General features: G+C 69.6%; 18 protein-coding genes. 13 read left to right on the forward strand and 5 right to left on the reverse strand.

The window, feature by feature from the left end; genetic code table 11:
• Window positions 1–44: 44 nt before the first annotated feature.
• From purN to FNH13_RS06055, 5 genes are all read left to right on the forward strand, one after another.
• Complete coding sequence (purN, locus tag FNH13_RS06035) at window positions 45–662, forward strand: phosphoribosylglycinamide formyltransferase (protein WP_143782635.1); 618 nt, start codon at window positions 45–47, stop codon at window positions 660–662.
• On the forward strand, window positions 659–2,281 hold the full coding sequence (purH, locus tag FNH13_RS06040; protein ID WP_407669954.1) for a bifunctional phosphoribosylaminoimidazolecarboxamide formyltransferase/IMP cyclohydrolase: 1,623 nt from the start codon (window positions 659–661) through the stop codon (window positions 2,279–2,281). Before purN ends, purH begins: the two co-directional genes overlap by 4 nt.
• The gene (locus FNH13_RS06045) at window positions 2,271–3,278 is read left to right on the forward strand and encodes a DMT family transporter (protein WP_165700031.1); all 1,008 of its coding nucleotides are present in this window, start codon (window positions 2,271–2,273) and stop codon (window positions 3,276–3,278) included. Before purH ends, FNH13_RS06045 begins: the two co-directional genes overlap by 11 nt.
• A 164-nt stretch (window positions 3,279–3,442) precedes the next feature.
• Window positions 3,443–4,324 carry a bifunctional methylenetetrahydrofolate dehydrogenase/methenyltetrahydrofolate cyclohydrolase gene (locus FNH13_RS06050; protein ID WP_143782637.1) on the forward strand — a complete coding sequence of 294 codons (882 nt, stop codon included), beginning with the start codon at window positions 3,443–3,445 and terminating at the stop codon, window positions 4,322–4,324.
• Window positions 4,321–4,647, forward strand: a complete 327-nt coding sequence (locus tag FNH13_RS06055; protein ID WP_165700032.1) for a DUF3017 domain-containing protein — start codon at window positions 4,321–4,323, stop codon at window positions 4,645–4,647. The genes FNH13_RS06050 and FNH13_RS06055 overlap by 4 nt, the downstream gene beginning before the upstream one ends.
• Before the next feature lie 280 nt (window positions 4,648–4,927).
• On the opposite strand, the gene FNH13_RS06060 is transcribed toward FNH13_RS06055, so the two are convergent.
• A complete protein-coding gene (locus tag FNH13_RS06060; RefSeq protein ID WP_143782639.1) occupies window positions 4,928–5,923 on the reverse strand; it encodes a malate dehydrogenase in 996 nt (331 codons plus the stop codon).
• A 230-nt stretch (window positions 5,924–6,153) separates the two neighbouring features.
• Here FNH13_RS06060 and FNH13_RS06065 point away from each other — a divergent pair, with 230 nt between their 5' ends.
• Entirely contained in the window at window positions 6,154–7,374 is a 1,221-nt protein-coding gene (locus FNH13_RS06065) for an NADP-dependent isocitrate dehydrogenase (protein WP_143782640.1), read from the forward strand.
• A 149-nt stretch (window positions 7,375–7,523) separates the two neighbouring features.
• On the opposite strand, the gene FNH13_RS06070 is transcribed toward FNH13_RS06065, so the two are convergent.
• Window positions 7,524–8,231 (reverse strand): maleylpyruvate isomerase family mycothiol-dependent enzyme, encoded by a 708-nt coding sequence (locus FNH13_RS06070; protein WP_165700033.1) that lies wholly within the window; start codon window positions 8,229–8,231, stop codon window positions 7,524–7,526.
• Window positions 8,232–8,346: 115 nt separating this feature from the next.
• A complete protein-coding gene (locus FNH13_RS06075) occupies window positions 8,347–9,924 on the reverse strand; it encodes a S10 family peptidase (RefSeq protein ID WP_143782642.1) in 1,578 nt (525 codons plus the stop codon).
• A gap of 93 nt (window positions 9,925–10,017) precedes the next feature.
• Between FNH13_RS06075 and FNH13_RS06080 the strand changes: the two genes are divergently transcribed.
• A complete protein-coding gene (locus FNH13_RS06080; RefSeq protein ID WP_228266615.1) occupies window positions 10,018–10,542 on the forward strand; it encodes a 2'-5' RNA ligase family protein in 525 nt (174 codons plus the stop codon).
• Between the two features lie 4 nt (window positions 10,543–10,546).
• On the opposite strand, the gene FNH13_RS06085 is transcribed toward FNH13_RS06080, so the two are convergent.
• Together FNH13_RS06085 and FNH13_RS06090 are read right to left on the reverse strand one after the other, a co-directional pair.
• Window positions 10,547–11,701 carry a glycosyltransferase family 4 protein gene (locus FNH13_RS06085; RefSeq protein WP_202878935.1) on the reverse strand — a complete coding sequence of 385 codons (1,155 nt, stop codon included), beginning with the start codon at window positions 11,699–11,701 and terminating at the stop codon, window positions 10,547–10,549.
• Window positions 11,702–11,835: 134 nt separating this feature from the next.
• Window positions 11,836–12,912, reverse strand: coding sequence for a mannose-1-phosphate guanylyltransferase (locus FNH13_RS06090; RefSeq protein ID WP_143784968.1), 1,077 nt, complete (start codon window positions 12,910–12,912; stop codon window positions 11,836–11,838).
• Window positions 12,913–12,956: 44 nt separating this feature from the next.
• Here FNH13_RS06090 and FNH13_RS06095 point away from each other — a divergent pair, with 44 nt between their 5' ends.
• The 6 genes from FNH13_RS06095 (at window position 12,957) to FNH13_RS06120 (ending at window position 21,145) form a co-directional block, all read left to right on the forward strand.
• Window positions 12,957–14,039: a quinone-dependent dihydroorotate dehydrogenase gene (locus FNH13_RS06095; protein WP_228266616.1), complete on the forward strand. Its 1,083-nt coding sequence runs from the start codon at window positions 12,957–12,959 to the stop codon at window positions 14,037–14,039.
• A 74-nt stretch (window positions 14,040–14,113) separates the two neighbouring features.
• Window positions 14,114–15,358 carry an amidohydrolase gene (locus FNH13_RS06100; protein ID WP_228266617.1) on the forward strand — a complete coding sequence of 415 codons (1,245 nt, stop codon included), beginning with the start codon at window positions 14,114–14,116 and terminating at the stop codon, window positions 15,356–15,358.
• A 212-nt stretch (window positions 15,359–15,570) separates the two neighbouring features.
• Window positions 15,571–16,740, forward strand: a complete 1,170-nt coding sequence (locus FNH13_RS06105; protein ID WP_143782644.1) for a BMP family lipoprotein — start codon at window positions 15,571–15,573, stop codon at window positions 16,738–16,740.
• A gap of 162 nt (window positions 16,741–16,902) precedes the next feature.
• On the forward strand, window positions 16,903–18,528 hold the full coding sequence (locus tag FNH13_RS06110; protein ID WP_143782645.1) for an ABC transporter ATP-binding protein: 1,626 nt from the start codon (window positions 16,903–16,905) through the stop codon (window positions 18,526–18,528).
• Window positions 18,525–19,826, forward strand: a complete 1,302-nt coding sequence (locus FNH13_RS06115) for an ABC transporter permease (RefSeq protein WP_407669955.1) — start codon at window positions 18,525–18,527, stop codon at window positions 19,824–19,826. The genes FNH13_RS06110 and FNH13_RS06115 overlap by 4 nt, the downstream gene beginning before the upstream one ends.
• A complete protein-coding gene (locus FNH13_RS06120) occupies window positions 19,823–21,145 on the forward strand; it encodes an ABC transporter permease (protein ID WP_228266618.1) in 1,323 nt (440 codons plus the stop codon). The genes FNH13_RS06115 and FNH13_RS06120 overlap by 4 nt, the downstream gene beginning before the upstream one ends.
• Window position 21,146 lies beyond the last annotated feature (1 nt).

Genomic DNA, 21,146 nt, shown 5'->3' on the forward strand with positions numbered 1-21,146 from the left:
CCGTTCGTGGCGAGGATCGATGGGTGGGGGGTTATCGTCTTCGGGTGCCCTCTCACCACGCTGCGCCCGCGCGGGTCGTCGTGCTCGTCTCCGGCACCGGCAGCAACCTGCAGGCGCTGATCGACGCCACCGCGGACCCCGGCTACGGGGTCGAGATCGTCGCCGTCGGCGCGGACCGGGACGCGATCCTCGCCCTGGAGCGGGCCGAGCGCCACCAGATCCCCACCTTTGTCGTCCGGGTGGGCGACCACCCGGACCGGACGGCGTGGGACGCAGCCCTGGCGACGCAACTGGCGGCATACGGTCCTGATCTCGTCGTCTCAGCCGGCTTCATGAAGATCCTGGGGGAGCAGGTGCTCGCCGACCACACGGTGGTCAACACCCACCCCGCGCTACTGCCGGCGTTCCCGGGGGCGCATGCTGTCGCGGACGCCCTGGCCTACGGTGTTCGGGTGAGCGGGTGCACCGCCCACCTCGTCGACAGCGGCGTCGACACCGGCCCGATCCTGGCCCAGCGTGCCGTCCCGGTCGAGGACGACGACACCGAGGACACCCTCCACGCACGCATCAAGGACGTCGAGCACGCCATGCTGGTGGACGTCGTGGGCCGCCTGGCCCGGCACGGCCACACCCTCACCGACAGGAAGGTCACCATCCCGTGAATGCCACCCCGCAGGACGCCCAGGACATCCCGGACGTCGACAGTGCGCCGGAGGAGGCCCGCCGCCCCATCCGCCGGGCACTCATCTCGGTCTATGACAAGACCGGGCTGGAGGAGCTGGCCACGGGACTGCACGAGGCGGGCACGCAGCTGGTCTCGACCGGTTCGACCGCGGCCCGGATCGAGCAGACCGGGGTCCCGGTGACCCGGGTGGAGGAGCTCACCGGCTTCCCCGAGTGCCTCGATGGTCGGGTCAAGACCCTGCACCCGCGGGTGCATGCGGGACTGCTGGCCGACACCCGCAACCCCGACCACGTGGCGCAGCTCGCCGATCTCGACATCGAGCCCTTCGACCTGGTCGTCGTCAACCTCTACCCTTTCACCGAGACCGTCGGGTCCGGCGCCTCCCAGGAGGAGTGCGTCGAGCAGATCGACATCGGTGGCCCCTCGATGGTGCGGGCGGCCGCCAAGAACCACGCGTCGGTGGCGGTCGTCGTTGACCCCACGGCATACGAGCAGGTCGTCGCCGCTGCCGTGGGCGGCGGTTTCTCCCTCGACCAGCGCAAGGCCCTGGCCGCCCAGGCCTTCATCCACACCGCGACGTATGACGTGCACGTCGCCTCCTGGATGGCCAACGTGCTCACCGACACCTCCGACGGGACCGGCTTCCCGGCCTGGATGGGGGCGACCTGGGAGCGGTCCGAGGTGCTGCGCTATGGGGAGAACCCGCACCAGCAGGCCGCGCTCTACCGCAACGGCTTCCAGCCGGTGCCCTCGCTGGCGCAGGCCGAGGTGCTGCACGGCAAGGCGATGTCCTTCAACAACTATGTGGACGCCGACGCCGCCCGCCGGGCTGCGCACGACCACGGCGACGTGCCGACCGTAGCGATCATCAAGCACGCCAACCCGTGCGGCATCGCGACCGGCGCCGACATCGCCGAGGCGCACCGCAAGGCCCACGCCTGCGACCCGGTGTCGGCGTATGGCGGCATCATCGCCACCAACCGTGCGGTGACCGCCGAGCTGGCAGCGCAGGTCGCCGAGATCTTCACCGAGGTGATCATCGCCCCGGACTTCGCGCCGGAGGCTCTCGAGCTGCTGCAGGCCAAGAAGAACCTGCGGGTGGTCCGTGCGGCAGCAGTCCAGCGTGGCGGCAACGAGGTGCGCAACATCGGCGGGGGTGCGCTGCTGCAGGCCCTGGACGTGATCGACGCGGAGGGTGACGACCCGGCGCACTGGCAGCTGGCCACCGGACCAGCCGTCGACGAGGCCATGCTGGCCGACCTGGCCTTTGCCTGGCGATCGGTCCGCGCGGTGAAGTCCAACGCGATCCTGCTGGCCCGTGACGGTGCCAGCGTCGGCATCGGGATGGGCCAGGTCAACCGGGTCGACTCCTGCCGCCTGGCGGTGGAGCGCGCCGGTGCCGAGCGGGCGGAGGGGTCCGTGGCGGCCTCCGACGCCTTCTTCCCCTTCGCCGACGGTCTGCAGATCCTGCTGGACGCTGGGGTGCGGGCCGTGGTCTCGCCGGGCGGTTCGATCCGCGACGAGGAGGTTGTCGCCGCGGCCGCGGCAGCTGGTGTCTCGCTCTACTTCACCGGCACCCGACACTTTGCCCACTGACGCGTCCTCACGCGCACCCCGCGCCGGCGGGGGAACGGCCCGGTTCGGTCGCCGACCCACTGATCTGACCCTGGCGCTGGTCGCCGCCTTCGTCGCAGGCGTGCTGCTGGCCGTGCAGTCCCGGGTCAACGGTGAGCTTGGCTCGCACATCCCGGCCATGACAGCGGCCTGGCTGAGCTTCTTCATCGGCCTGACGGCGGTCGCGCTGCTGTGGTTCACCGCTCGGTTCCGCTCCGGCGTCGCCAGGGTCCGCACCGCCGTCCGTGAGCGGCAGCTGCCGCTCTGGCAGCTGTTCGGTGGGTTCGCCGGCGGCCTGGTGGTGGCCACCCAGACCTATGCCGTGCCGCTGGTCGGCGTCGCGACCTTCTTGATCGCCCTGATCGGTGGTCAGACGGTGAACGCCCTGGTGGTGGACCGCTTCCGCTTCGGCCCCGCCGCCCCGCAACTGATCACCCCCGCCCGGGTCGCGGCCGCCGTCCTGGCGGTCATCGGGGTGGTGGTCGCGGTCACCCCTGGTGTGCGGGACGGGGAGTTTCTGTGGCTTCCGGCGGTGCTGGCCTTCGTAGTCGGCATGCTGACCGCGGTGCAGCAGGCCACCAACGCCCGGATCACCACGATCAGTGGGGACTCGTCGGTGACGGCCTTCATCAACTTCACGACCGGGTCGGTGCTGCTGGTGCTGATCGGGGCATGGACGGTGCTGCCCGCCGGAGTGCCGGACCTCAGTGGGATCCCGTGGTGGGCCTGGCCCGGCGGGGTCCTGGGGGTGCTGTTCATCGTCCTGGCCGCCTGGGCCGTGATGCACAGCGGGGTGTTGTTGTTTGCCCTGGTCACCATCACCAGCCAGATGGGGACCGGAGTGGTCCTGGACCTGCTGGCGCCGGCGACGCGTGACGCGGTCGGAGTGCAGATGCTGGTTGGGGTCGCCCTGACCGTGCTGGCTGCTGCCTGGGCAGCGCTGGCCCGCGCGAGGTCACGCCGGCGGGCGGCGCACTGACGCTCCCGTCGGGGCGGTGCTGACCGGGCGCGGTGCTTGCCGGTCGAGAGGTTCATCACATCGGACCGCGGGGCGGTGCGCCGACCTGGGTGTCTGCGCGCCGAGGGGGCCGCGGGACCGGTGGGTGTGCGGACGTGTCGTGAGCCGTCCATAGACTGGCGAGCATGACCGCACGCATCCTCGATGGCCGCGCCGCGCTGGCCGAGATCAAGACCGACCTGAGGGCGCGCGTTGCCGCACTGGCTGAGCAGGGTGTGGTCCCGGGCCTGGGCACCGTGCTGGTCGGGGACGACCCGGCGAGCACCTGGTATGTCAACGCCAAGCACCGCGACTGTGCCGAGATCGGCATCCGGTCACTGCGCCGGGACCTGCCCGCCGGGTCCAGTCAGGCCCAGGTCGAGGCGGTCGTCGACGACCTCAATGTCGACCCGGACTGCACCGCCTTCCTCGTCCAGCAGCCGACCGGGTTGGACGAATTCGCGATCCTGTCCCGCATCGACCCGGCCAAGGACGTTGACGGACTGCACCCGGTCAATCTCGGCTCCCTCGTGCTGGGGGAGCCGGCGCCGCTGCCCTGCACCCCCTTTGGCATCGTGCACCTCCTGCGGCGCCACGAGGTCCAGATCGACGGGGCCGAGGTGGTGGTCATCGGGCGTGGGCTGACGGTTGGCCGCCCACTCGGACTGATCCTGACGCGGCGCTCGGAGAATGCCACGGTCACCCTGTGCCACACCGGCACCCGCGACCTCGCGGCGCACACCCGTGGCGCAGACATCATCGTGTCGGCAGCCGGGGTCCCGGACCTCGTCACCGCTGACATGGTGCGACCGGGTGCGGCGGTGCTGGACGTCGGCGTCGCACGCCGCGACGGCAAGATCGCCGGAGACGTCGCCCCGGACGTGGCGGAGGTGGCCGGCTGGATCTCACCGAATCCCGGAGGCGTCGGCCCGATGACCCGCGCGATGCTGCTGACCAATGTCGTCGAGGCGGCCGAGCGAGCGGCGCGGGGCGGCGCTCCTGCGGACCGGGTCACAGCCGTCCGGTGACGACCTCCGAGCCCGGCAGTGCGCCCGCTGCGCCGCCCCCGCGCCAGCGGCGACCGGCCAACTGGGGCAGTCAGCCGCTGGGGCTGTGGTGGGTGCTGCCCGCCGGGCTGAGCGTGGCTCTGTGGGTGTTGCTCGTCGGCAGCGTGCGCACGGCGGGTTACACCGTCGCCGTGACCCTGGCCGTGGCTGCCCTGCTGCGCCTGGTGCTGCCGCGTGCTGCGGTCGGGGGACTGCTGGTCCGCTCGAGGGTCTGGGACGTGCTGGTCCTGCTGGTGATGGCCGTCGCTGTCGCGATCCTCAGCGCGACCCTGGTCATCCGCTGACCCATTCTTGGGGAGGTTCCGTGCGCGCTCAGCCCCTTCTGGGGGAGGTTCCGTACGCTCAGCCCCTTCTTGGGGAGGTTTGGCACGCGCTGTCCCGGCGCGCGACCACCGCCACAGACCACACGACCCGCCGAGGTGCCTGACGGCATACTCGGCGGGCCTGGCGCCTGGCAGGAACTAGCTCCCGGCCAGCAGCGAAACCACTGTAAAAAGACGGGATGGAGCAGCGAAACCCCTGCAAAAAGACGGGATGAAGCAGCGAAACCACTCGGAAAATTGGTCAGATGAGGCCGAGGTCGGCGACGGTCTGGCGCTCCTCGTCCAGCTCGGCCACGGAGGCGTCGATGCGGGCCCGGGAGAACTCGTCGATCTCCAGACCCTGGACGATCTCCCAGTTGCCACCAGACGTGGTGACGGGGAAGGAGGAGATCAGACCCTCCGGCACGCCGTAGGAGCCGTCGGAGCGGACCGCCATCGAGAGCCAGTTGCCCTCGGCGCTGCCCTGCAGCCAGTCGCGGGTGTGGTCGATGGTGGCCGACGCGGCGGAGGCCGCGGAACTGGAGCCACGCGCCTCAATGATCGCCGCCCCGCGCTTGGCGACGGTCGGGATGAAGGTGTCCTCGAGCCAGGTCTGGTCGTTGACGACCTCGGCCGCGGGGCGGCCACCGATCTGGGCGTGGAAGATGTCGGGGTACTGGGTGGCCGAGTGGTTGCCCCAGATCGTCATGTTGGTGATGTCGGTGACGGCGACGCCAGCCTTGGCCGACAGCTGCGCCAGGGCCCGGTTGTGGTCGAGCCGGGTCAGCGCGGAGAACCGTTCGGTCGGGATGTCCTTGGCGTTGCTCATCGCGATCAGCGCGTTGGTGTTGGCCGGGTTGCCGGTGACGGTGATGCGGATGTCGTCGGCGGCGTGGTCGTTGAGTGCCTTGCCCTGACCGGTGAAGATCGCGCCATTGGCCTCCAGCAGGTCGCCACGCTCCATCCCCTTGCTGCGGGGACGGGCGCCGACCAGGAGGGCGACGTTGGCGCCGTCGAAGATGACGTTGGGGTCGTCGCCGATCTCCACGCCCGCCAGGGTCGGGAACGCACAGTCGTCGAGTTCCATGACGACACCCTCAAGAGCCTTGAGGGCGGGGGTGATCTCCAGCAGTCGCAGCTGCACCGGGATGTCCTTGCCCAGCAGGTCGCCGCTGGCGATCCGGAAGAGCAGGCTGTAGCCGATCTGGCCGGCGGCGCCGGTCACGGCAACCTTGACGGGAGTGTTCACGGTGCTCATCCTTAGGTGTGAAGGGGAGGTTCGTCACGGGTGACGTTAGCACCGCGCCGTCCAGATGCCGGAGGCCCGGGAAGGGTGGGGTTTGTCACCTCTTCAGGGGCTGGCGGTGGGTGTTGTTCGGGGGAGCCGCGCCGCGCGATAACCTGAGGGGTGGCGGCTGCCAGCGCAGCCGCCTGTTCACGCCGGGCCGTGCAGACGGCCACTCACACTGACCACAGGAGCCTGCAGGCATGGAGAAGATCAAGGTCGCCAACCCGATCGTCGAGCTCGACGGTGACGAGATGACCCGCATCATTTGGCAGTTCATCAAGGACCGGCTGATCCACCCCTACCTCGACGTCGACCTGAAGTACTTCGACCTCAGTGTCGAGAAGCGTGACGAGACCAACGACCAGATCACCATTGACGCGGCCCACGCGATCAAGGAGCACGGCGTCGGCGTCAAGTGCGCGACGATCACCCCCGATGAGGCCCGGGTCGAGGAGTTCGGCCTCAAGGAGATGTGGAAGAGCCCGAACGGCACCATCCGCAACATCCTCGGCGGCGTGATCTTCCGCGAGCCGATCATCATCTCCAACGTCCCGCGACTGGTGCCGGGCTGGACCAAGCCGATCATCATCGGCCGTCACGCCCACGGTGACCAGTACAAGGCGCAGAACTTCAAGGTGCCGGGGCCGGGCACCGTCACCATCACGTACACCCCGGCCGACGGCGGCGAGCCGGAGGTCCACGAGGTCGCGAAGTATGGCGAGGACGGTGGTGTCGCGATGGGCATGTTCAACTACAACGACTCGATCCGCGACTTTGCCCGGGCCAGCTTGAACTACGCCCTGGACCGTGGCGTCCCGTGCTACCTGTCGACCAAGAACACCATCCTGAAGGCCTATGACGGTGCGTTCAAGGACATCTTCCAGGAGGTCTTCGACGCGGAGTTCAAGGAGAAGTTCCACGCCGCGGACCTGACCTATGAGCACCGCCTCATCGACGACATGGTTGCTGCCGCGATGAAGTGGGAGGGCGGCTATGTCTGGGCCTGCAAGAACTATGACGGCGACGTCCAGTCCGACACCGTGGCCCAGGGCTTCGGCAGCCTCGGCCTGATGACCTCCGTGCTGATGACCCCGGACGGCAAGACCGTCGAGGCCGAGGCTGCACACGGCACCGTCACCCGGCACTACCGTCAGCACCAGCAGGGCAAGCAGACATCCACCAACCCGATCGCCTCGATCTTTGCGTGGACCCGTGGCATCTCCTACCGCGGCAAGATGGACAACACCCCCGAGGTGACCGAGTTCGCCGAGACCCTCGAGCGGGTCTGCATCGAGACGGTCGAGTCGGGCAAGATGACCAAGGACCTGGCACTGCTCGTCGGCCCGAACCAGAAGTGGCTGACCACCGAGGAGTTCCTCGCCGCGATCGACGAGAACCTGCAGAAGGCGATGGCTGCCTGAGCCACGAGTGACACGCCTCGGCCGTCCACCCGACCCTGGGTGGGCGGCCGTTGTGTATGCCGTGCCGCACCTTCGGTGGGTGCCCTGCAGCGGAGGTGCGCTCGGTCGGGGACGAATCCCGCCAGACGGTGCGCTCGGTCGGGGGCGGGTTAGCCCCAGGCGGGGAGGGTGGGCAGCGGGTGGTGGCTGGTCAGGTTGTGCTCGACGCCGCGGCTGAGCCAGAGCAGCAGGTCGGCCGGTTTGCCGTGGACCTCGGTGCCGCCACCGTTCAGGTGCCAGTGGCGCCCGTCGGTGCCGATCAGGGTCATCGGCGGGGTCCCCCGGGGACCGAGTCGCTGCGTGGCCTCCACCAGACCGGCACGGACCACCTCCGGAGGTGCCTGCGCGAAGGTGAATCCGAGATCGAGGTCGACGTGGTGGTAGGTCACCTCGCGCAACCGGGCCCACGGCACCCGGTCTCCGGGCATCGGACGATTGGACCCGGCGACTACCGGGTGCAGGTCAGTGCGTCCGCGCAGCGCCTCGACCCGGCTGCGGAAGGCGTTGGAGGCCGAGGTGACGTCGGCGCGCAATCGGGGGAGCGACTGCTGTGCCGACTCCTCGATGTCCCGGTCGCGTTGCTCCTGGGAGACATAGGCGGGGGTCTGACGACCACTGGCGGCCCACTGCACCAGGTGCTGCAGCGCGTCGGCGTTGCGGGCCAGGTGGGCCAGCACATGGGCCCGGGTCCACCCCTCGCAGAGACTCGGAGCACGCAGGTCTGCCTCGGTCATCCGCGCCATGGTCGCCACCAGCGCACGGTCGGCCTCGGCGAGCAGATCGATCGCCCGACCCGGTGACAGTGAACCCTCAGTCATCTCGTGCCTCCGCTCAGCCTGCGTGACGGACCTCCTGCGGTCCTTGTCTCGATGCTCTCGCTCTCGGACGAGGACCGCAAGGGATGGCAGCGTGCGGCGTGGCGGCAGCGGCTCGTCACATCGAGCTGGGCTGGGATCCCGAACTGCGCGTGACGAACTCGGCCAGGTCCTTGGACTGCTGCACCCGGGACGGTTCGTGGACATACATCATGTGACCGGACTCGTAGCAGCGGTGCTCGATGTTCTCGTGGGCCGCAGCCGGGATGTCGAGCTGCTCGAGCACCTCCCGGGCGGCGAAGAAGGGGGTCGCGCCGTCATACCAGCCGTAGGCCACGTGCACCCGCAGGTGCGGGTTGGCGCGCATCGCGCGGGCCAGTCGTGGGGTGACGTCGACGGACCTGCCCTCGAAGTCGGCATACGACCACGGGTGCACCCTCGCGGAGATCTGCTCATAGTGCAGGTCCGACTGGTAGCCCAGGTCGGCACGCACGTGATGATTCCACGCGGCGGCGTAGGGACCGGCGATCGCGTCGTGGCTGGGGTCGGCGTCCATCACCTCGGCGTTGCCCGCGGCGGCCGGACCGGTGAACCGCGAGTCCAGGCGACCGACCACCAGCCCCTGCTCGCGCAGGAGCTGGGTAAAGAACCGCAGGTGCTCGATGCGCAGGTCGGCCCGGTCGATCCAGTCCGCCGCCAGCCCCGTCAGGTCGGCGAGGCGGGAGACGTGCTCGGCCCGCTCGGACCCGGTCAGACGGGCCCCGCGGCTGAGCGCATAGGGGTAGTCGCGGGCGGCATACTCCTCGGCGGCGCGGACCACCGTCGACAGCGACTTGCGGCCGTGCTTGCCGTGATAGTGCGCGACCGCGGCATAGGTGGGCAGGAAGCCTGCGAACGCCCGGTCGGTGTCCGGCTCCTGCAACCCGATCGAGCCCAGGTCCAGGACCGAGGAGATCAGCATGATGCCGTTGAGGTACATGCCATAACGGGACTGCAGGTGGTCGGCCAGCGCGGCGGCCCGCAGCGTGCCGTAGGACTCGCCGGCCAGGAACTTGGGGGACATCCAGCGCTCGTTGCGCGAGGTCCAGAGCCGGATGATCTCAGCAATGGACTCGATGTCGCCGGTGAAGCCGTGGTAGTCCTTGGACTTGCCCCCCTCCACGGCCCGGGAGAAGCCGGTGGACACCGGATCGATGAAGACGAGGTCGGAGACGGCGAGCAGTGACTCGGGGTTGTCGACCAGGCCGTAGGGAGGCGGCAGCAGGTCGCCGACATCGCCCATCTCGACACGCCGTGGGCCGAGCAGGCCCAGGTGCAGCCAGACCGAGGAGGACCCGGGGCCCCCGTTGAACGCAAAGGTCACCGGACGCTGTGGGGCACCGTCGGCGGGGTCGACGACATAGGAGGTCAGGAAGACCTCTGCCTTGGGCTTGGTGCCGGTGAAGACATCGTCCTCATAGACTTCCTCGCGCAGCACGACGCGGCCGGTAGTCGCCGTGTAGGACAGCGTGCTCCGCCCCACCGCGAGCGTGTGCGTCGTGGTGACCAGATCGTCCTGCGGCTCGGCAGGCACGGTGGTCACCGCGCTGCCCGGGGCCGCTGGGTCCGTGGGAAGGCCGGCGCGGTCCGGGTCCGCGGAATCCGCGGATCCGCCGACGGTGGCGGGGTGGGTGGGGATGTCATCCGGGTGGGCCATAGGGCAAGACCCTAGAGCCTCCGGGCGACCCGCACGTCACCAGTCGAGGCAGGGGTAGGGTCAGTGATTGTGACTCTCCAACCACACGGGCCCGTGACGGTTGGCATCGCGTTGCCGGTGCCGGAGCCGTGGGGGAGCATGATCCAGCAGGCGCGGATCGACTATGGCGAGGCCCGTGCCCAGCACATCCCCACCCACGTGACACTGCTGCCCCCGACCGAGACGACGGCCGAGCGCCTCGAGGAGCTGCTGACCTACCTGCAGGACGTGGCTCAGCGGATGGCCCCCTTCCTGATGGTGCTGCGGGGGACCGGCACCTTCCGGCCCGTCTCGGACGTGGTCTATGTCCAGATCGCGCGCGGGGTTTCCTCCTGCGAGCAGCTCGAGCGGGCGGTGCGCAACGGCCCCGTATGGCGGGATCTCGACTTTCCCTATCACCCGCACGTCACCCTGGCTCACGACCTGCCGTCTGCGGTGCTCGACCGGGCGTTTGCCGAGTTCGCCGACCTGGTGGCCGAGTTCGAGGCCGGCGAGTTCGCGGTCTACGTGCACCACGGCGATGAGGTGTGGCGCCCCCTGGTCACCTATGAGCTCACGGGCGACCAGGTCGGGGTGTAGCCGCTTAGGCCACGGCGATCCGCGCGGGGCCCATGGCTCGGGCGTAGTAGCCGATGAGCTGCTCGGTCAGCACCGGCCACGAACGCTCCTCGACGCGGGCCCGACCGGCCCGACCCATCGCCTCACGCTCGCCGGCACGCTCCGGGCCTGTCAGGGTGGCCACCGCCTCGCGCAGCGCCCCGGGGGTGACGGGGTCGAAGAGCAGTCCGGTGCGACCGGGGTCGATCAGGTCCAGCGGCCCGCCCCGGGCCGGCGCCACCACCGGCAGCCCGGCGGCCGCGGCCTCCTGCAATGTCTGCCCGAAGGTCTCGCGGGTCCCGGTGTGCACGAACAGGTCGAAGGCGGCATAGCTGCGCGCCAGGTCCAGACCCTCCTGACGGCCCAGCAGCACCACCCCGGGCAGGTCCTCGCGCAGGTGCTCGGCGCTGGGTCCGTCACCGACCAGGACGATCCTGGTGCTCGGCAACGAGTTGAGCTCGCGGAGTCGGTGCAGCTCCTTCTCGGGAGCCAGCCGGCCGACATACCCCAGCAGGGTCTCACCGTGCGGGGCGAGCCGGGCGCGCAGTGCTGCCGTCTCTGGATCGGTCCTGCGGTCGGGATGGAACAGGGTGGAGTCCACGCCCCGGCCCCACAGCGCCACCCGGGGGACATCGTGGTTGGTGAGGTCCTGCATCGCGGCGCTGGACGGCGCGAGGGTGATGTCCGCCTGGGAGTGGATGCGGCGGATCCAGCGCCAGGCAGCCCGCGCGGTGAGGTCACCGATCGGGCCGGAGTGCTGCCGGATGTAGCTGGGCATGTCGGTCTGATAGATCGCGACCGACGGGATGCCCAGGGCGCGCGCGGCCGTCAGGCCCCGCACCCCCAGCACGAAGGGTGAGGCGACGTGGACGACGTCCGGACGGAAGCGGTGCAGCACCGTCTCCAGCTCGTAGGACGGCAGGCCCACCCGGAACTGGCGGATGGGCAGGCTGCTGACGGTGTGCACGGGATAGCCCGCATAGTGCTCTGGTGCCGCGGTCTCGGCCCAGGGCGTGGTCCCGGGGGCGACGACCAGGGCCTCATGACCGCCGGCACGCAGGCACTCCAGGACCTTGCAGACGCTGTTGGTCACACCGTTGAGGGCGGGGAGGAAGGACTCTGTCACGATGGCGACTCGCACATGACCCAGCGTGCGGCCCGTCGGTGGTGGGACGGCAACGTCCGGGGTGGTGTCCAGTGAGCGGGACGTGACCAATGGGTGACCCAGGGCGTCCCGCAGCCGCCCCGACGGGGCGCGGTGTCGGGCCGTCTGGTTCACGTGAGGTCCTCACGTCCGGAGCGTTGCAGGAGCTCGACGATGCCCTTGACGTCCTGGACGCGCTCGCGGGTGGTGACCAGCAGCGCGTCCGGGGTGTCCACCACGACCACGTCGTCGACACCGAGGGTGACGATGGTGCGTCCGCCGTGGGCCGCCACCAGTCCGGTGCTGTCCTGGGAGACGACCCGGTCGGTCGGCCCGAGGATGTGCATGCCCTCGGCAGACTCCGTCAGCAGGGTGGCGAGGGAGGCGAAGTCGCCCACGTCGTCCCACGCGAAGTCGGCGGGCACGACCGCGACCCGGCCGGCGTCGGCTGCGGGCTCGGCGACGGCGTGGTCGATCGAGATCTTGGTCAGCGCGGACCACCTCTGGTCGATGAGCTCGGGCTCCGCGGCCAGCTGACGCAGCTCCTCCGCGAGCTCCGGGTGCCAGGTGGCCAGCAGATCGAGCAGGGTGCTGGCCCGCACCACGAACATGCCGGCATTCCAGCGGTAGTCACCTGAGTCAAGATACGACTCGGCGCGCGCACGGTCCGGCTTCTCGACGAACTCCTCCGCCCGGCGGGCGCTGTGCCCCGTGCCGGACGACCACGGCTGGCCCATCTTGATATAACCGAACCCGGTCGCGGGATAGGTCGGGGTGATGCCCAGCGTGACCAGGGCACCTGACGCGGCCGCCGCCACCGCCTCCCTTACGCACCCCCGGAAGGCCTCGGGATCGCCGATGACGTGGTCCGCCGCGAAGGAGCCGAGCACCGCGTCGGGGTCTCGTCGTTCCAGCACGGCGGCGGCCAGCCCGATGGCCGGCATCGAGTCGCGGGGGCCGGGCTCGACCAGCACCTGATCCGACGGCAGGTCGGGCAGCTGGGCGCGCACGGCCTCGGCGTGCCGGACGCCGGTGACGACCATGACCCGGTCCCCGGCCAGCGGGGTCAGCCGGCTGACGGTGTCCTGCAGCAGCGAGTGCCCCGACCCGCTCAGGTCGTGGAGGAACTTAGGGGAGGAACGGCGGGACAGCGGCCACAGCCGTGTCCCGGACCCACCAGCCGGAATGACCCCCCAGAAGTGCTGCATCAACTCGTCGCTCTGGCTCACCCCACCAGCATAGGGTTGACATCGTGACTCAGCCCCACGCCGACCTGCGCACCCGCGCCCTGGACCTGGCCTACCGGCGCGGCGCACGACCGGTCTTCTTCCGGCAGGGCGGCGGTGACGCCGAGTTCGCGCACCACCAGATGGTGTCGCTGGCCGAGTCGCTCGGGTCCCGTCCCCGGGCGGTGAACGCGCTGGCCCGGATGCTGGGCCCGGTCGGAGAGCCGGTGCGCCTGTGGGGCCTGACCTTCCCCAACCGGGTCGGTCTGGCCGCCGGCATGGACAAGGACGGGCGTGGGGTCCGGGCCTGGGGCGCGCTGGGGTTCGGCCACGTGGAGCTGGGCACCGTCACGGCGCACCCGCAGCCGGGCAACGACGCACCGCGGCTGTTCCGGCTGCCGGCCAGCCGGGCGGTGATCAACCGGATGGGGTTCAACAACGGTGGCGTGGACGCGCTGGCGCAACGGCTGCGCGAGGCACGCGCGGACGGCGCGATCGGCATACCGGTGGGGGTGTCCATCGGCAAGACCAAGGTGACGGCGCTCGAGCACGCCGTCGAGGACTATCTGACCTCGGTCCGAGCGCTGGACGGGCTGGCCGACTATCTGGCGGTCAACGTCTCCTCACCGAACACCCCCGGGCTGCGCGACCTGCAGGACGCGGGCCCGCTGGCCGAGCTCCTCGAGGCCGTCGTCGCCCAGACCCGTGACCTGGCCGGTGCCGGCACACCCACCCCCGTCCTCGTGAAGCTGGCCCCGGACCTCAGCGACGCCGCGCTGGACCAGGCGCTCGAGGTGGCTGAGGGAGCAGGAGCCGCCGGCCTGATCGCGACCAACACCACGATCGGGCGGCGGCACGTGGCACCTGCGGAGCGGGACCTGGCCCAGCGGGAGGCCGGCGGACTCTCCGGTGCCCCGCTGACCCGGCGGGCCCGTGAGGTGGTCACCCGCATCGAGGCGACGAGCGACCTGCCGGTGATCGGTGTGGGCGGGGTGATGACGGCGGACGACGCCCAGGCGCTGCTGGACGCGGGGGCCAGTCTCGTGCAGCTCTACACCGGGTTGATCTATGCCGGACCTGCCCTGGTGCGCGCGGTGGCAGCCCTGTGACGTCAGGGGTGGGCCGGGCGGCGAGGTAACCTGACAATTCAGCCACTCACCCCAACCACAGGACCCTGACTCGCGTGACCTTGCACGATCTGCCGCCTGCAGCCACCCCCGTCCCCGTCACCGACGACCTCATCGAGGACGTCATGGCCGCCGTCGAGTCGCGACGGACCGAGCTGCTGGCACTGCGCCGTGACGTGCACGCCAACCCGGAGGTCTCCTGGCAGGAGCACCGCACCACCGCCGTGGTGATGGAGCGGCTGGCCGAGGCGGGCGTCACGGCCCAGGCGATGGCCGGCAGCGGCGCGGTTGCCGACCTCGGCGCAGCGGAGCCCCGGGTGCGGATCGCGCTGCGCGCCGACCTGGACGCTCTGCCGATCGACGAGCTCACCGGGCTGCCCTACGCCTCGCGACAGCAGGGGGTCTGCCATGCCTGCGGCCACGACGTGCACACCGTGGGGATGTTGGGGGCCGGGCTCGCCCTGGCCTCGATGCAGGACCAGCTGGAGCGCCTGTCGCTCGGGGTCCGGCTGATCTTCCAGCCCGCCGAGGAGTCCATCCCCGGCGGCGCTCACCAGGTCGTCGAGGACGGGTGGATGCAGGGGGTCCACCGGGTGCTCGCGGTCCACTGTGACCCGTCGATCGACGTGGGGACCATCGGCCTGAAGACGGGGCCGATCACAGCAGCCTCGGACTCCATCCACGTCACGCTGACCGGCGGGGGCGGTCACACCTCGCGCCCCCACCTGACCCAGGACCTCACCTTCGCCCTCGGCAAGGTGCTGACCGACGTGCCCGCAGCCCTGTCCCGGCGGATGGACCCACGCTCGGGCACCGCGCTGGTGTGGGGAGCGGTCCGGTCCGGCACCGTGGCCAACGTGATCCCGTCCCGGGGGGAGTGCGTCGGCACGCTGCGCATGCTGGACTCGGAGACCTGGGCGACGACGGGGCCGCTGATCGAGGAGATCGTGCACGCCGTCGTCAGTCCCTACGGCGTCACCGCCGAGGTCCGGCACGTGCGCGGCGTGCCGCCCGTGGACAACGACCCTGCCACGATCTCCGCGATGACCGCGGCGGCCGGTGCCGTCCTCGGCCCCACCTCCGTGGTGCCGACCAAGCAGTCGCTGGGTGGGGAGGACCTGGGCTGGCTGCTCACCGACGTGCCCGGGGCGATGGCCCGGCTGGGAACCCGCACCCCGGGTGGCCGCACCCACGAGCTGCACCAGGGCGATCTGGTCGTCGATGAGGAGTCGGTGCTCATCGCCGCTAAGTTCCTGGCGGCCGCGGTGCTCAGCTCGGTCGGTCCGGACGGCCTGGTCTGAGAGATCGAGCGCGTCGCTGCGCCAGCCGGGTCGCTGTGCCAGCCGGGGGGCGCTGCGCCAGCCAGGTCGCTGAGACCGCGCTGGTCACGAATCAGCGTTGCTGGGTCACGAATCAGACACATCTCGCGGTTTCTGGGCTCTCCCGCACCCGAAAGGGGTTACGGGGGAGTTAACATCGCGTGACCCACGTCCCCAGAACAAAGGAGTGCCCCGTGAGGGTCTTCAAGATTGCCGCGGTCAGTGCGGCCGCCGTCCTGGTCCTCGCCGCGTGTTCCGACGCCCCGGACGAGGACACCGAGACCACCGACACCGAGACGAGCGCCGACGCTGGCGACGGTGGCGACGCGACCGCTGACGACACCGGGCAGACCGACGACGGCAGCGACCAGACCGCTGTCGCCGGCGACATGGCTGACTTCAAGGCCTGCATGATCTCCGACGCCGGTGGCTTCGACGACCAGTCGTTCAACCAGGCAGCCCACGCGGGCCTGACCGCCGCCGAGTCCTCCCTGGGCATCCAGATCGCCGACGCCGAGTCCAACTCCGACGCGGAGTTCGGCCCCAACATCGACGCCATGGTCCAGCAGGACTGCAACTTCGTCATCGGTGCCGGCTTCCTGCTGGAGCAGGCCATCGAGGACGCGGCCAACGCCAACCCGGACACCAACTTCGGTCTGGTCGACTCCGGCTTCTCCGATGCGGACTTCAACCCCATCGAGCTCGACAACGGCAAGCCGATTCTGTTCAACACCTCCGAGGCCGCCTTCCTCGCGGGCTACCTGGCCGCGGGCATGACCGAGACTGACAAGGTCGCGACTTTCGGTGGCCTGCCGATCCCCTCCGTCCAGATCTTCATGGACGGCTTCTCGGACGGCATCGACGCCTACAACGAGGACAACGGCACGACCGTCGAGCTCCTCGGCTGGGACAAGGAGGCGCAGAACGGCGCCTTCGCCAACACCTTCGACGACCAGTCGCAGGGCGCCTCGCTGGGCGAGCAGTTCATCTCCCAGGGTGCGGACATCATCATGCCGGTCGCCGGTCCGGTCGGGCTGGGCACCGCCTCGGTCGCCGAGGGCACCGACACCAAGCTCATCTGGGTCGACCTGGACGGCTACGAGACCACCGAGTACGGCGACCTCATCCTCACCTCGGTCCTGAAGGAGATCGGCTCGGCCGTCGAGGGCTCCATCGCGGAGACCGCGGACGGCACCTTCAGCAACGAGCCGTATGTTGGGACCCTGGAGAACGGCGGCGTCGCCCTGGCGCCGTTCCACGACTTCGAGGACGAGGTCCCGCAGGAGCTGAAGGACAAGCTCACGGAGTACCAGGACCAGATCATCGCCGGGGAGCTCGTCATCGAGTCCCCCAACGCTCCCTGACACCCGGATCCACGGGTGACAGGTGCACCGCAGCCCGGGTGCACCGAGCACTGAAGCACTGAGCAGTACGCGGGAGTCACAACTCTCCGATGTAGCGGCCCAGCCACTCCCGGCTGGGCCGCTACGCTGTCCCGCATTCACTACCGATGGAGCCGAGGAGCGATGAAGCTCGAACTGCGCGGGATCACCAAGGTCTTCGGACCGCTGGTGGCAAACGACCACATCGACCTTGTTGTCGAACCCGGTGAGATCCATGCCCTGCTGGGCGAGAACGGCGCCGGCAAGAGCACGTTGATGAACGTGCTCTACGGCCTCTACGACCCGGACGGCGGGCAGATCCTGCTCGACGACACCCCGGTGACCTTTCCCGGCCCCGGGGACGCGGTCCGGGCCGGCATCGGGATGGTTCACCAGCACTTCATGCTGGTGCCTGTCTTCACGGTCGCCGAGTCGGTCGCGCTGGGCTATGAACCGACCGGCCTGGCTGGCCTGCTGGACCCTGCTGCGCACTCACTCGGCATCCTGGACCTGGCCTCGGCGCGACGCAAGGTCCGTGACATCTCCGAGCGCTTCGGCTTCCACGTCGACCCCGACGCCCTCATCGAGGAGTTGCCGGTCGGCGTGCAGCAGCGCGTGGAGATCATCAAGGCGCTCTCTCGCGACGCCAAGATCCTGATCCTGGACGAGCCCACCGCGGTGCTCACGCCCCAGGAGACCGACGAGCTCATCAAGATCATGGGAGAGCTGAAAGCCGCCGGCACCTCCATCGTCTTCATCACCCACAAGCTCCGGGAGGTGCGGGCGATCGCCGACCGCATCACCGTGATCCGTCGTGGCAAGGTCGTGGGGGAGGCCGGCCCCGAGTCGACCGAGACCGAGCTCGCCTCCCTGATGGTGGGCCGGTCGGTCAACCTCGCGGTGGACAAGACGGCGGCACAGCCACGGGACAACGGGATGGTGGTCTCCGACCTCACAGTGCTCAACGGCGCGACCGCCGTGGTGGACCACGTCAGCTTTGAGGTCCGGGGCGGCGAGATCCTGGCGATCGCCGGTGTGCAGGGCAACGGCCAGACCGAGCTGGCAGAGGTCATCCTCGGCATCGACGAGGCGGCGGCAGGCTCGATCACCCTCGACGGTGAGGAACTGCTGGGCAAGAGCGTCCGGCAGCGGCTGCGTGCCGGACTGGGGTTCGTGCCCGAGGATCGCTCGACCGACGGTGTCGTCGCCAGTTTCACCATCGCCGAGAACCTGGTCCTGGATCTCTATAGCACCGAGGAGTTCTCCCGCGGACCCTCGCTCAACCTGGGCAAGATCGCGGAGAACGCCGAGCACCGCACCACCGAGTTCGACGTGCGGCTCACCAATATCACCGATCCGATCTCCACCCTGTCCGGAGGCAATGCCCAAAAGGTTGTCCTGGCGCGGGAGATGTCACGCCCGCTGCGGCTCCTGGTCGCCTCCCAGCCGACACGTGGCCTGGACGTGGGCTCCATCGAGTTTGTCCACAAGCGGATCGTCGCCGAGCGTGACCACGGCACCCCGGTGGTCATCGTCTCCACCGAACTGGACGAGGTGCTCGCGCTGGCCGACCGGGTCGCCGTGATGTATCGCGGACGGATCATCGGCATCATCGACGCCGCTGAGTCCGGCCCCGGAGGCATCAGCCGGGACGTGCTCGGACTGATGATGGCAGGCGTGCCACTGGACGACGCGGTCGCGCAGGCAGCAGGGCACCAGTCGGTGCTGGCTGGCGCCGACAAGGCCGCTGAAGGGAAGGACCTGACGTGAGCGAGTCGAACACCCCGGCGCCACAACCCTCCCCGCAGGGCACGGCGGGGGCCACCACGGCACCCCCCGGGCCGAGTGGCGAGGACCCGCGCTCCGGCTCGGTCATCCTGCGCCAGATCGTCGGTGGGGACGTGATGGTCTCGGTCTTCGCGATCATCATCGCGCTGGTCCTCGGTGGCGTGCTGATCGCCTTTGCCGATCCGAGGGTCTCCGAGACGGTGTCCTATGTTTTCGCCCGCCCCGCGGATTTCTTCGCGGCGTCCTGGGAGGCCGTGAGCGAGGCCTACAAGGCGCTCTTCCGCGGCGCGATCTTCGACTATCAGGCCGACGAGTTCCAGCGGCAGATCCGTCCGATCACCGAGTCGATGACCTTCGCGACCCCGCTGATCCTGGCCGCCCTCGGTGTGGCCGTCGGCTTCCGCGCCGGCCTGTTCAACATCGGTGCGCAGGGACAGATCATCCTCGGTGCCATCTTCGCCGCCTACCTCGGGTTTGCCTTCGACTTCCCGCCGGTCGTGCACCTGCTCCTCTGCGTGGTGGGCGGCGCACTCGGCGGCGCACTCTGGGGCTTCATCCCCGGCATCCTGAAGGCCCGCACCGGAGCCAACGAGGTGATCGTGACGATCATGCTCAACTGGATCGCGGTCTATCTCATCGCCTATGTGCTGACCATGGGCAAGTTCAACGCGAGCGGCACCGGCCTGCGCAGCCCGCAGATCGGGCCCAACGCCGGTTATCCGGCGCTGATCCCGGACTTCTTGGTGCCCGGCAACACCTTCCGCCTGCACTGGGGCTTCGTGGTCGCCATCCTCGCCACGATCTTCGTCTGGTGGCTGCTGGAACGGTCCACGACAGGCTTTGAGATCCGTGCGGCCGGAGCCAACCCCCACGCGGCCCGCACCGCCGGCATGTCCGTCGGCCGGATCACCGTGCTGACGATGGTCATCGCCGGTGGACTGGCAGGTCTGGCCGCCACCTCACAGGTGCTGATCACCGGAGGGTCCCTGACCGCCGGGGTGGCCGCCACCTACGGCTTCGACGCCATCACGGTCGCCCTGCTGGGACGCTCCAAGCCTCTGGGCACCTTTATCGCCGGGTTGCTGTTCGGCGCCTTCCAGGCGGGCGGCACGCTGATGCAGTCCGTCACCTCGACACCGATCGACATCGTCTTCGTCGTCCAGTCCGTCATCGTCCTGCTGATCGCCGCGCCGCCCCTGGTGCGCGCGATCTTCCGACTCCCTGATCCCGATGCGCCTCCCAAGGCTGCGCGGACCGCACCGAAGGAGACTGCAGCGTGACCACGCCACTCGTCCCCGTGACTGCCGGCACGCCGGTCGATGACGTACCCACCGGTGGCACCGTCCTGGGCAAGGTCTCCTACCGGATTCCCGTCACCTACGCCGTGCTGGCCGCCGCCGCACTCCTGGGCCTGGTCGGCACCATGATCCGGCGTGAGGGCGTGTGGGAGGAGGCGACGGAGTTCCAGTCCCGCTACGGCGAGCAGTGGTTCACCATCCCCAACTTCAGCGTCCCATCGATGCTGACAGTGCTCGTGCTCACCGGGATCCTGCTCGCGGCGGCCGTCTATGGCTTCGTGCTGGCTCGGTCCCGCGCGAAGACACCGGTCTGGCTGCACCTCGTGGTCGGTGTGGGTTTTGTGGTGGCCTTCCTCACCTGGGCCGGGGCCGGCAAGACCTCGGTGATCCCGGTGACCTCACTCCTGGCCGGTGCGCTGGCGCTGTCGGTGCCGCTGATCTTTGGTGCGATGTCCGGCATCATCTGCGAGCGCTCGGGCATCATCAACATCGCCATCGAGGGTCAGCTCCTGTTCGGTGCGTTCGCCGCGGCGGTGATCGCCTCGCTGTTCACCGCGCCCTACCTCGGTCTGGTCGCGGCCCCGATCGCCGGTGGTCTGGTCGGTGCCCTGCTCGCCTGGTTCGCGGTGAAGTACCAGGTCAACCAGATCATCGTCGGCGTCGTGCTCAACACGCTGATTCTGGGTCTGACCAGCTTCTTCTTCTCCACGCTGCTGGCCGAGAACCGCGAGACCTGGAACGCCCGCCAGCCGCTGGGCATCATCGAGATCCCGCTGCTGAGCCAGATCCCGATCGTCGGCCCCGTGCTCTTCCGGCAGACCATCCTGGTCTACCTGATGTATGCCGCGGTGATCATCCTGCAGTTCATGCTCTTCCGCAGCCGGTGGGGTTTGCGCACCCGCGCCGTCGGCGAGCACCCCAAGGCGGCCGACACCGTCGGCATCAACGTGAACAAGCGCCGCGTCTGGAACACGGTCCTCGGTGGTGCGGTCGCGGGCCTGGGTGGTGCCTTCTTCACCATCGGCAGCGGACTGGCCTTCGGCCGAGACATGTCTGCGGGCAACGGCTTCATCGCCCTGGCCGCAATGATCCTGGGCAAGTGGAACCCCGCCGGGGCTCTGGTTGCTGCCGTGCTGTTCGGCTTCTCCAAAAACCTCGGCAACGTCCTGGGCACGATCGGCTCTCCCATGCCACCACAGCTGCTGGCGATGCTGCCCTATGTCATCACCATCTTTGCCGTCGCCGGACTGGTCGGCCGGGTGCGCGCCCCTGCCGCCGAGGGCATCCCCTACACCAAGTGAG

Origin of the sequence: Ornithinimicrobium ciconiae, assembly GCF_007197575.1 — a bacterium.
Classification (GTDB): Bacteria; Actinomycetota; Actinomycetes; order Actinomycetales; family Dermatophilaceae; genus Ornithinicoccus; species Ornithinicoccus ciconiae.